The 12,477-nt window shown below is 27.8% G+C and carries 9 protein-coding genes; 5 read left to right on the forward strand and 4 right to left on the reverse strand.

The annotated features are described in order from the left end of the window. Positions 1 to 43: 43 nt before the first annotated feature. The 3 genes from MHL31_RS11165 to MHL31_RS11175 are packed head-to-tail and all read right to left on the reverse strand — an operon-like array spanning position 44 to position 2,255. Entirely contained in the window at positions 44 to 427 is a 384-nt protein-coding gene (locus tag MHL31_RS11165; RefSeq protein WP_240226035.1) for a DUF3037 domain-containing protein, read from the reverse strand. Next, a complete protein-coding gene (locus MHL31_RS11170) occupies positions 417 to 1,196 on the reverse strand; it encodes a HipA family kinase (protein ID WP_240226036.1) in 780 nt (259 codons plus the stop codon). The genes MHL31_RS11165 and MHL31_RS11170 overlap by 11 nt, the downstream gene beginning before the upstream one ends. Before the next feature lie 12 nt (positions 1,197 to 1,208). Continuing rightward, complete coding sequence (locus MHL31_RS11175) at positions 1,209 to 2,255, reverse strand: endonuclease/exonuclease/phosphatase family protein (protein ID WP_240226037.1); 1,047 nt, start codon at positions 2,253 to 2,255, stop codon at positions 1,209 to 1,211. Between the two features lie 353 nt (positions 2,256 to 2,608). On the opposite strand from MHL31_RS11175, the gene MHL31_RS11180 reads away from it, so the two are divergent. From MHL31_RS11180 to MHL31_RS11190, 3 genes are all read left to right on the forward strand, one after another. Continuing rightward, positions 2,609 to 5,362 carry a TonB-dependent receptor gene (locus MHL31_RS11180; RefSeq protein WP_240226038.1) on the forward strand — a complete coding sequence of 918 codons (2,754 nt, stop codon included), beginning with the start codon at positions 2,609 to 2,611 and terminating at the stop codon, positions 5,360 to 5,362. Between the two features lie 10 nt (positions 5,363 to 5,372). After that, complete coding sequence (locus MHL31_RS11185) at positions 5,373 to 7,439, forward strand: DUF5689 domain-containing protein (protein ID WP_240226039.1); 2,067 nt, start codon at positions 5,373 to 5,375, stop codon at positions 7,437 to 7,439. A 191-nt stretch (positions 7,440 to 7,630) separates the two neighbouring features. Continuing rightward, complete coding sequence (locus MHL31_RS11190; RefSeq protein ID WP_240226040.1) at positions 7,631 to 7,957, forward strand: hypothetical protein; 327 nt, start codon at positions 7,631 to 7,633, stop codon at positions 7,955 to 7,957. A 55-nt stretch (positions 7,958 to 8,012) separates the two neighbouring features. On the opposite strand, the gene MHL31_RS11195 is transcribed toward MHL31_RS11190, so the two are convergent. Next, positions 8,013 to 8,984: an endonuclease gene (locus MHL31_RS11195; RefSeq protein WP_240226041.1), complete on the reverse strand. Its 972-nt coding sequence runs from the start codon at positions 8,982 to 8,984 to the stop codon at positions 8,013 to 8,015. A gap of 152 nt (positions 8,985 to 9,136) precedes the next feature. Here MHL31_RS11195 and MHL31_RS11200 point away from each other — a divergent pair, with 152 nt between their 5' ends. Then, complete coding sequence (locus MHL31_RS11200) at positions 9,137 to 11,173, forward strand: tetratricopeptide repeat-containing sensor histidine kinase (RefSeq protein ID WP_240226042.1); 2,037 nt, start codon at positions 9,137 to 9,139, stop codon at positions 11,171 to 11,173. A gap of 49 nt (positions 11,174 to 11,222) precedes the next feature. Further along, the gene (hflX, locus tag MHL31_RS11205) at positions 11,223 to 12,443 is read left to right on the forward strand and encodes a GTPase HflX (RefSeq protein ID WP_240226043.1); all 1,221 of its coding nucleotides are present in this window, start codon (positions 11,223 to 11,225) and stop codon (positions 12,441 to 12,443) included. Positions 12,444 to 12,477 lie beyond the last annotated feature (34 nt).

Consider the following 12,477-nt stretch of genomic DNA (forward strand, 5'->3'; position numbering starts at 1 on the left):
TTTTGAAACTCTAAATTTAAACGAATTGCTTTTTGAGCAATACTTATAAAACATACTTTTCAAAAATATCTTGAAGTTCTTTTTCAGGATTACTTGTTAACCCTGGATGCGTTTTAGAGCTCTGAATAATAGTACTTCTACAAGCTGCTAGCCACCTAAATCTATCGGATAATTCTAATTTCCCTATTTTTCCACCTGAAGGTTCTCCTTCACAAATTAATTCCCAGCCTTTTAAATATTCATTAAAAACATTTAATTCTAAATCTGGAGAAAATGATTTCAATTTAGCTTCATTAATTTGGTATTTAATACCTAGAAATTTTTTGCGTTTAGAAAATAAAATCACACCAACATTAAAGAATTCTTCTCGCTCCACTTTTGGAACAATTCTAATTATCGCATATTCAAATGTATATTTATCTTGCATCAGCAGCTTCTTTAACTAGTAAATCTATCATAGAAAATTTCGCATTTATAAATTCAATATACGCAGCTCTCATTTCTTTTGGACTTAAGGAATCGGACTCACTTAATAACCAATCTTCTGGGATTTTAGAAACAATTTCAGCAATTTTATATTGGTTAATTAGTTGTTGAATTTCTTTTGCAGCTTCTTTTAACAAAGTCGCTTTTTGAAGAAGCACGTGGTCTTTTATAAGAGGAAAAGTTCTTGTTAAATGGTTTTCCCAATTCTCCCAATTATGATGAAAGTAAAAACTAGCTCCATTGTCTATAACCCAAAGTTCGTTATTCCAATTTAACAAATTTGTGTTTTTTGTTGTACGGTCAATATTACTAATAATACTATCTAATAACACTACTTTTGAAGCAGTTAAAGCATCTACTTTTGAAACCAAAGGATCAAATGTTATTGCACCTGATAAAAAATGTAGCCCAAGATTTAAACCTACACTAAATTTAAGCAAATCTTGAATTTCTTCATCAGGTTCTGTTTTACTAAAAGAATCATTTAAATTCATAAAAACTAATTCAGGAACTTTTAAACCCATTAGACGGGCAAGTTCTCCGCCAATAAATTCAGCAATTAGCGCTTTTTTTCCTTGTCCAGCTCCTCTAAACTTTAATACATACAAAAATCCATCATCTGCTTTAACAATAGCCGGAAGCGAACCTCCTTCTCGCAAAGGATGTATATATTGAACAACATCAACCGTTCTAATATCAATTTTACTCATAAAAAATAAAAATTATTTTTTCTCTTTAATTAAATAGATATAAACCGGATAGTGATCGCTATAGCCATTAATAAAGTTACTACCTGCAAAACTTCTATGTGGATATCCTTTATATTTTCCAGTTTGAGTGGTTAAATATTGAGGGTTAAATACGTTTGCTTTATACATTTTATATGTAGAATAATCTTTTTTAGTAGTTAAAAGCGGAGAAGTAAACATAATTTGATCGAATAAATTAATCTTATCTCTATAAACCAATGTGTTTTGTCCACGTCTAAACATATCTTCCATTGGGTTGTAAATATCGCCTTCTTTAACATCGGCTTTTTTAGACTTAGTTTTTAGTACTTTTTTTAAACTTGCGTTATGCGGATCGTCATTTAAATCGCCCATAATTATAACTTTAGGGTTTGGATCCGTTAATTTTATTTTTTCAATAATTTGCGTATTTAAATAAGCTGCTTTTTCTCTTTTAGAACTACTTTTTTCTTCACCACCTCGTCTAGATGGCCAATGATTTACAATAATATGAATCAATTCATCATCTAAATAACCAGAAACTAATAATTGATCTCTGGTGTAAATGCGCATTCCATTTTCATCCCAAAGTTTTAATTCAAAAACTTCATGGTGTGTTGGTCTAAATAAACTTGGTTTGTATAATAAAGCAACATCAATACCTCTTAAATCTGGAGAATCGTAATGAATAAAATCATATTGTTCATTTTTTAAATTGTCGGTTTTGAGTAAATCTTCCAGTACTTTTTTATTTTCAACCTCAGCAACACCAATTATTGCTGCCGAGCTTTTAGCTTCTTTAGTCCCAATTTCTGAAAGAACTTTAGACATATTTGCTAATTTTTTTTGATACACTTCTTCGCGCCCTTCTTTCATTCCCATAATTGGACTAGCTTCATCATTTTTTAAGGTATCGTTTACGGTATCAAACAAGTTTTCTAAATTGTAAAAAGCAACTGTTCTAATTTGGTAATTTTCTTGTGCAAAAAGTGCATTTGAAATTAAAAATAGAAGTAAAAATAATTTTAATATATGTTTCATCTGTTAGTTTTAGAGTTTTTACTTAAAAGTTTAAGGTTGCTAATTTACTAACAATTTTTAAGCCAAAATGTTAAGTCTTTAAAAAATGAAGAGAATTGAATAAATGATTTATAAGTTAAACTTTTTTTTGTATTTATAATTACTTTTAAATAGAGATTTAATTCAACCTTCTTTTTATTAAAAAACAAGTAAAATAATACTCAATATTTTTCACCAAAATTATGTATCCTAAGTTACAAAAACACATTTAGTAAATATATAAAAATCTACTAATCAATATATTAATTTTTAAGTTTTAAAGGGTAATATTTTTAATTTTCAATATTTTTTTGTTATTTGTAAGAAAATTGCAAATGAAAAAGCTAATAATCTTAGGTTTTTTGTGCTTCTTTTTTTGCTATGATTTAAGAGCGCAAATTACCACTTCCGTTAGAGGGAAAATTATTGAAAGTACCTCAAAAAAACCATTAAAAGGTGTTTCTGTAATTTTAGGTGACAATGTATTTTTTGCTAAAACAGATATACAAGGTGGTTTTGTTATTGAAAAAATACTTAAAGATTCTTATATTCTTTATTTGGATTTTAATGGGTATCAATCACAAAAAATCCCAATTATTATTGACGATAATACACCTTTAGATTTGGGAACTATTTATTTGTCTAAAACATTGTTAGACGAAGTTGATAACAGTCTAATAATTTTAACTGATGATGATTTACTAGATGATGGAGAGCGTAGTTCAGATTATACTGCTGGCTTGTTTCAGTCTTCAAAAGATGCTTTTTTAAGAGCTGCTTCTTTTAATTTTAGTCAGGCTTGGTTTAAAGTGCGTGGGTACGATTCTAGTTATGGTTCCATTTTAATTAATGGTGTTGAAATGAATAAAATGTACGATGGAAGGCCACAATGGAGTAATTGGGGAGGTTTAAATGATGTGTTTAGGAATCAAGAATTTTCAAATGGAATACAAGCATCAGAAAATAATTTTGGTGGTATTTTAGGAACAACAAACTTTAATACTCGTGCATCGGAATATAGGCCAGGTGGCAAAATATCATTTGCTTCGGCAAATAAAAGTTATACAGGGCGTATTATGGCAATGTATGCAACAGGATTTAATAAAAATAATTGGGCATTTGCTGTTTCTGCATCTAGAAGATACGCTCAAGAAGGTTATTTTGAAGGTTCATCATACAATGCTTGGGCTGCTTTTATAGCGGCTGAAAAAAAACTAAACAACAATCATAGTTTAAATATTACTGCTATTACTTCATTTAACAGAAGAGGTAAGTCTTCACCAAATACTCAGGAAGTCTATAATTTAAAGGGGATGCAATACAATGCGTACTGGGGAGAACAAGAAGGTGATAATAGGAACTCAAGAATTAAAGAAATTTTTGAACCAATTGTAATGCTGAGTCACTTTTACGAAAAAGAGCGAACTACTTTAAAAACTACTTTAGCTTACCAATTTGGACATATTGGAAATAGTAGATTGGGTTATTTTAATGCCCCAAATCCAGATCCTACTTATTGGAAATATTTACCGAGTAGTTTTTTACGATTTGAAGATAATTTAGACTACACAAATGCTTATCTAACGGAGCAAGATTTTTTAAAAAATGGACAATTAAATTGGCAGGAAATGTATCAGAAAAATATTGATAACGGCAGTTCTCTGTATTATTTATATGAAGATAGAGTAGATGATAAGCAACTAACGTTAAGTTCTGTATTAGCAAAAAACATTAATGGTAATTTAAATTTACATGGAGGTGTTTCATATAAAAATTTGAGCTCTAATAATTATGGAAATATGTTAGATTTATTAGGAGGAAACGGTTTTGTAGATTTAGATCAATATGCTGAAGGAGATGCAAGACAAAACGATTTAAATAACTTGAATAGGCTTGTAACTGTTGGCGACAAATTTCAATATAATTATATTATAAACGCATCTGTTACAAGTGTTTTTGGGCAACTACAATTTTCTAAAAATAAGTTGGACTATTTTGGAGCTTTAAATGTTAAAAACACCAATTATCAGCGTAATGGTTTGTATAAAAATGGAACTTATTCAAATAATTCTTTTGGTAAAAGTGAAAAATTAACTTTTACAGACATAAGCGCAAAAGCCGGATTTACATATAAAATTACTGGTAGACATTTAGTAAACGTTAATGCTGCGTACATTTCAAATGCACCAACAATTAGAACTGCATTTTCAAACTCTAGAGTAAACAATAATATTACACCCAATTTAACCAGTGAAAATGTGAGTACGGCTGATGTAAATTATATTTTTAGAGGACTTAAAATACAAACTAGATTAACAGCTTTTTATACAAGTTTTACAAATGCTGTAGAAACGTCTTTCTTTTTCGCTGAAGGATTGTTAGGAGATCAGGCAGATTTTGTTAATGAAATAACTACAGGCGTTTCCAAAAAAAATATAGGAGCAGAGCTTAGCTTCGAATATCAGGTTATTCCAGCAGTAAAATTAATTGCAGTGGGTTCATTTGGTGAATTTACATACAATAACAATCCACAATTGTTTTTACAATCTGAAAGTTTTATTGATGAGGATAGTGATTTTGGGACTGCATATTTAAAAGATTACCGAGTTTCTGGAACTCCACAAGAAGCTTATTCTTTAGGGTTTGAATATAGAGACCCCAATTATTGGTGGTTTCAATTAAATGGAAATTTATTGCGTAATAATTATTTAGATATTTCACCATTATTAAGAACCGATAATTTTTATACAGATGCTGATGGAGTTCCTTTTTTAGATGATGAAACAGGTGTTGAAGTTACTCAAAACCAAGTTGATGCTTTATTAAAACAAGAAAAATTTGAAGATGCTTTTTTATTGAATGCTGTTGGAGGAAAATCTTGGAAAATAGACCAATATTATGCAGGTTTTTTTATTGGAATAAATAATGTGTTGGGAGAAGTTTTTAAAACAGGTGGTTTTGAGCAATCTAGAAAATCGAATTATCCAGAATTAAAACAAGATAAACAGTTAGAAAAGCCAATTTTTGGTCCAAAATATTGGTATGGAAATAAAGCTTCATACTATTTAAATTTTTATGTAAGATTTTAAAAATAATGCTATGTACGAATTCAAAAAATTAAAAATTATCGCATTTTTATTCCTCATAATAAGTCTATATGTAGGTTGTGTAAAAGATGATGGTTTTTCAACTCCAAAAGTAGATTGTAACGAGCCCGAAATTACAGCAACAAACACCATTGCACAAGTAAAAGACATGTATACTTTTGGTGGTGCAACAAAAATAGAAACCGATGTAATTATTGAAGGTTATGTAGTTTCTAGCGATAAATCGGGGAATATTTACAAATCACTTTCTATACAAGACAAGCCAGAAAATCCAACTGCAGCTATAAAAATTTCTATTGATCAAACAGATATGTATACAACCTACAATGTAGGAAGAAAAGTGTATGTAAAATTAAAAGGTTTAGCTGTTGGTTATAGTTTTGGAAGCATTCAAATAGGGAAAGCAAGTGATACAGAATTAGGCAGAATTCCAGATTTGGAAGTTAAAAATCATATTATTCGTTCTTGTGAAGTTGTAGATATTATTCCTAAAAATGTTGCTATTGATAAGTTGGATGAGAGTATGTTAGAAATGCTAGTTCAAATAGATAATGTTCAGTTTAAAACTACCGAACTTGGAAATGCATATGCAAATATTAAAAATTCAACAACAGAAAATAGAGTTTTAGAGAGTTTTTCTAACAATTGTAATTTAACAGGTGAAGTATTGCTTAGAAATAGTGGTTATTCAGATTTTAAAAACGAATTATTACCAGAAGGGAAAGGAAGTGTTGTAGCTATTTTTAGTAATTATTACGAAGATTTTCAATTGTATATTAGAGATACAGATGATGTGAAATTTACAGAAACTAGATGTGATTATTCAAGTGTATTAACACCAACTATTTCATTGTTAGAAGTTTCAGAAATGTATACTGGTAATACAGTTGAATTTGGAATTGATTCTAATTATGTTGTAGAAGGTTATGTAATTTCTAGCGACGTTTCTGGGAATTTTAAAAATAGAATTATATTACAAGATGCTGTTGAAAATCCAACTGCTGGAATTCAATTACTTGTTGATAAGGATTTAATTTTTGAAGATTATAATAGAGGTGATAAAGTTTTTGTAAACTTAAATAAGTTGTATATGAATATGGTTGATGGCGTTTTAACAATCGGTTACCCAAACGGGTCTGGAATTTCTAAAATTGAGACTTCACGGGTTGGTAGTTTTATTTTTAATAGTGGAGAAAATCATACAATTATACCTACCGAAATCGAAATTTCTGACATAAACAATTCAATTTATAAAAATACATTAGTAACTGTAAAAGATGTTCAATTAACAGCAAATGAACAAGGAAAAGCTTTTGCTTTTTATACTGGAGATAGTGATGGAGTTAGAATATTAGAGTCGTGTAATCAGCCTTTAAAGTTAGGTGTATTTACAAGTGGAGAAGCTTCTTTTGCAAATGAAAAATTTCCTGAAGGTAATGGAACAATTACAGGTGTTTTAACTTCAAATATAGAAATAAGAAGCATAGATGATGTAGTTTTTAATAACGCTTATAAAGAGTGTCCAATTATTATACCTAAAATAATGATAACAGAAGTTGCGGATCCAAATAATAGTGTTTCTTCTAGATTTGTTGAATTGTATAATGCAGGTACAACCGAAATAGATTTAACGGGGTGGACATTAAACAAGTATGTAAACGGATCAACTTCAGTTTCTAGCTCTCCAGTTGTACTTTCTGGAATTACAATTAAGGTTGGCGATTTTGTTATTATTGCAAATACTGGATTTGAAGAGTTGTTTTCTTTAGTTCCTGATGTGGTGTCTACCTATATTTCAGGGAATGGAGATGATGTTTATGAGTTGGTCGATAATTCGGGAAACAGAATTGATATTTTTGGTGTAATAGGAGAAGATGGTAATGGAACTAATTGGGAATATTTAGACGGACAAGCTGTTAGAAATTTAAATATAAATGAACCAAATAAAATATTTACAAATAGCGAATGGAGTTGTTATTCAAAAGCTAATAATATTTTGATTTCTAACCCAAATACGCCGAAAAATGCTCCAAATGATTTCTCTCCAAATTTAAGATAGTGTAAAAAAGTAACTAATAACGCTTGTAATTTTAAAATAAAACTAATAAAAATCGTAAAAACTTATTAAATATGTAATTTTAAAAAAATTCTTTAAATTTTTGTGAAATTTTTTAAAAGCTAAAAAATAACCTAAAATTGTTATAAATTTGAGTAGATAAATAAATGAAATAATCCTTAAAATTAAATAAAATGAACAAGTTTAGATTATTAGCAATTGCATTAGTATTTGGTACAACAAGTTTGTTTGCAAGTACAATTATTACACCAGATGTTTCTAAAGATGAAATTAGAAAACAAATTGTAGAATTAGTTGAAAACACAAATAATACAATTGAAAATCAAGTTCTAGTAAATGTTACTTTTACGTTTAGCACAGAAGGAGAAATAGTAGTTTTAAAAGTAAATTCAAGAGATAAAAAGGTATTATCTTTTATTCGTGAAAATTTAAATAATAAAGTTTTAGAAAATCCAGGAAGAGCTAACAGACATTATACAATGTCAATTAACATTAAGTAAGTAGGTTTTAAAAATTGTAAAAAACCCAAGTTTTTAAGCTTGGGTTTTTTTATGCCTAATTCTTTTTTAGATAAACATAAACTGGAAAGTGATCACTAAAACCACCCTGATACCATTTACCTATATAAGTTCTAAATGGGTTTCCTTTATATTTTCCATTCCATTCTTTTAAAAAATACCGATCAAAAACTTCTGCATATTTAAAAGAATGCTTGTTTTCTTCTACAGCTATAAAATTTTTAGAAAAAATTATTTGATCAAATAAATGCCAGGTTTTTTTATAATTTAATGTTCCCTTACCTGTTGTAATTAAGCGTTCCATTGGGTTGTAAAAAGTATTATTTACTAAATGTTTTTTAACACTTTTACTTGTTGGGTCATCATTAAAATCGCCCATTATAATAATTTTAGCATCATCTATTTCTTCAGAAATATTAGCGGTAATATTAGCAACTAATTCAGCAGCTTTTATTCTGTTTTTTTCAGTAAAATCTTCTCCACTTCTTCTAGATGGCCAATGATTTACTAGAATGTGAATTAATTCGCCATTTAAATTCCCTTTTACCAACAAAACATCTCGTGTATAATCTCTTTCTCCATTTTCAGAATTTATATAAAGTGGAAATGTTTCAGAATATAATAATTCAAATAATTCTTTTTTATAGAGTAAAGCAACATCAATACCTCGTTCATCGGGTGAATCGTAATGCACAATTCCGTAATGTTCATTTTTTAGGTTTTTTGTGTTTACTAAATCGTCTAAAACCACTTTATTTTCAACTTCAACAACTCCAATAATAGCTGGTGTATGATAAGATTTTTCTTTTCCAAGTTGATGAAGTACATTGCTTAATTTTGTAAGTTTTCTTTTATATCTTTTGTAATTCCAATTTTTTCTGCCTTTTGGAGTAAAATCATCATCTAATGTATTTGGATTGTTTTTGGTGTCAAATAAATTTTCAAGATTGTAAAATGCAATGGTATATGCTTGTTTGTTTTGTCCTTTAGATTTAAAATATGAAAACATAAAAAATGAAGTATATTTAAGTGATTTGCTAAAATACGGATTTTTAATTTTATTAAAAATAATGACAATTATTAGTTTTAAAAATCAATAAAAATGTTAAATTGCTAATTACGAGTGCTTTTATTTCTAAAAAAGCAATTAATTAGAGTTTAATGAAATTATTTAATCAAAATAAAACAACTTATTTTTTATTGTTTTTCCTGTGTTTTATAATTAAAACATTATATGCTCAGGATTATAATGATAGTATTAAAAGAAAATTAGTTATAGCTAAAAATGACACTGTTAAAATTCAGCTATTAATTGATTATGGTAATGCTATATATTACTCGTCTATAGATTCATCTATTGTATATTATAAGAAAGCTTTACAATTGTCAAAACAATTAAAGAATAAAAAACTTGAGGCACTTTGTTTATTAAATTTGGGCTATTCTTTAGACGACAAGGGGCTTTATAAAGAGGCTTTAACTTACTATACAAAAGCTATAAATAGTTATAAATCTGTAAATGACGAACAAGGCATTGCACGGTGTTATAATTATATTGGTTACAGTTTTAGTTATTTAAATTCCGTTGATAAATCAATTGAATATTATTTAAAATCTCTCAATATTTTTAAAAAATTGAATGATAGTATTGGAATTGCAGACGTTAACAATGGTTTTGGCAGTTTATACTATGATAATGAGAATTATAAAAAAGCAGAAAAGAATTACTTAGTATCTGAAAATATTTACAGAAAAATTAATAGTAAAGAAGGCTTAATATCTGTATACATAAATTTAGGTAATGCAATTTCTGAACAAGGAAGAATTGACGAAGGTTTAGATTACTATTTTAAAGCTATAGAGATTTCAAAAAAAGTAAAAGACATTGAGGCTCTTGCAATTTGTTATAATAGTATTGGAGATTGTTATTTAATAAAAAAAGAACATACTAAAGCTTTAGATTATTTGAATAAAGCATTTAAAATAACAGACAGCATGGCTTTTAAAAGCTTAAAGCCTTTAATACTTAAAAATATAGCTAATACTAAATTAAGTTTAAAGGAATATGATTCTGTAATTATTTATGTAAATAGAAGTTTAAAGGCTTCGGAGGGTTTACCATATTTATATTTTGAATACGAAAATTATAATTATTTAAGTAGTGCATATGAAGCTAAGGGAGATTATAAAAAGGCATTACTTAATCATAAACTTTATAAAAAAAATAGCGATAGTGTTTTAAAATCTAGAAAATATGAACAACTAGCAAAACTAGATGTAATTTACGAGATTGAAGAAAAAGAAAATACAATTACTTTATTAGAAAATAATAAAGAGATTGCCGCACTAGAATCAAAGAATAAATTAGCTGTAATTTATGTACTTATAATTTTCAGTATTTTCTTTTTAGCATTTATTTATTTTTTATACCAACAAAAAAAAGAACGTAAAAAAGCGTTTAATTTACTGTTGCTAGAAAAAGAAAAAGCAGAAGAAAGTGATCGTTTAAAATCTGCATTTTTAGCCAATATGAGCCATGAAATTAGAACTCCAATGAATGCCATAATGGGTTTTTCTAATTTTTTAAAAAATACAAATTTAGAAATACAAAAAAGAAACCATTTTATAGATATAATTAATATATCTGGAGAACGGTTAATGTCTATAATTAATGATATTATTGATATTTCAAAAATAGAATCTAATCAATTAAAAATAGAATCTAAAAAATTCAATTTTGAGCTAGTATTAAGTGAAATTATTGAAATTCATAAAGAAACAAATAGATTAGTTGCTAAAAAAGAGTTAGTATTTAAAATGTTTCCTTCTCAAACAATGTTAAATAAGTTTATTGTTTCAGATCAAAATAGGTTTTCTCAAATTATTAATAATTTAATAAATAATGCCGTAAAATTTTCTCCAAATAAAGGAAGTATTGAAATAGGATATTATTTAAAACATTATAAAAATAAAAAATATATAGAATTTTATGTAAAAGATGAAGGAAACGGCATTCCTAAAAGCAAGTTTAAATTAATTTTTGATCGTTTTTTTCAGGCAGGAGATGGTGATTTTAAAGTTGGGAATGGTTTAGGTTTAAGTATTTGTAAAGGATTAGTTACCTTGTTAAAGGGTAAAATTTGGTTAGAATCCGAAGAAAATAAGGGAACAACTTTTTATTTTACACTTCCTTATTAAAAAAAAATCATTTTATGTTTTCAAATAAACTAATTTGTAAATTTGCAATATGATAGAAGAGAAAAAAGTAACATCTGAAGAGGCTGTTTTAATTGGAGTTGTAACACAACATCAAAATGAAGATCAATCTAACGAATATTTAGATGAGTTAGAGTTTTTAACTTTAACTGCTGGTGGTAAAGCTGTAAAAAGGTTTACGCAGAAATTAGAAAACCCACATCCTAAAACATATATTGGTACCGGAAAATTGGAAGATGTAAAAGCCTATATGACTGCTAACAATATAGAAACTGCCATTTTTGATGATGAACTTTCATCTTCGCAATTACGTAATATAGAGAAGGTACTCGATTGTAAAGTACTTGACAGAACCAACTTAATACTTGATATTTTTGCTGGTAGAGCGCAAACAAGTTATGCACGTACACAAGTAGAATTAGCCCAATGTCAATATCTATTACCTCGATTAACTAGACTTTGGACTCACCTGGAAAGGCAAAAAGGGGGAATTGGTATGCGTGGACCTGGTGAAACAGAAATTGAGACAGATAGACGTATAATACGTGATAAAATAACCTTGCTTAAAAAGAAGTTAAAAACTATAGATAAGCAAATGGCAGTACAACGCAAAAATCGTGGTAAAATGGTACGCGTTGCTTTAGTTGGTTATACAAATGTTGGTAAGTCTACGTTAATGAATGTTGTAAGTAAGAGTGACGTATTTGCAGAAAACAAATTGTTTGCAACTTTAGATACAACGGTTAGAAAAGTTGTAATTAAAAATATTCCATTTTTATTAACCGATACCGTTGGTTTTATTAGAAAATTACCAACACAATTGGTAGAGAGTTTTAAATCTACTTTAGATGAAGTTAGAGAAGCTGATTTGTTATTACATGTTGTAGATATTTCGCATCCAAATTTTGAAGATCATATTACATCTGTAAATAAAATTTTAGACGAAATTAAAAGTGTAGATAAACCTACAATAATGGTTTTTAATAAAATTGATGCCTATAAACACCAAACTATAGATGAAGATGATTTAGTTACTGAAAAAACAAAAGCACACTATACCTTAGAAGATTGGCAAAAAACGTGGATGAATAAATTAGACGAAAATAATTGCTTATTTATTTCAGCTTTAAATAAAGAAAATATGGAAGAATTTAGAGCAAAAGTTTTTGAAGAAGTGAAAAAAATACACATTACCCGTTTTCCGTATAACGACTTTTTATACGATGAATATACAGAAGAAGGTACTAAATAATAGTTAAACCTAACAGGTGAGTAAGCTTGTTAGG

The sequence above is a fragment of the Lutibacter sp. A80 genome (genome assembly GCF_022429645.1).
In the GTDB taxonomy this organism is placed as follows: domain Bacteria; phylum Bacteroidota; class Bacteroidia; order Flavobacteriales; family Flavobacteriaceae; genus Lutibacter.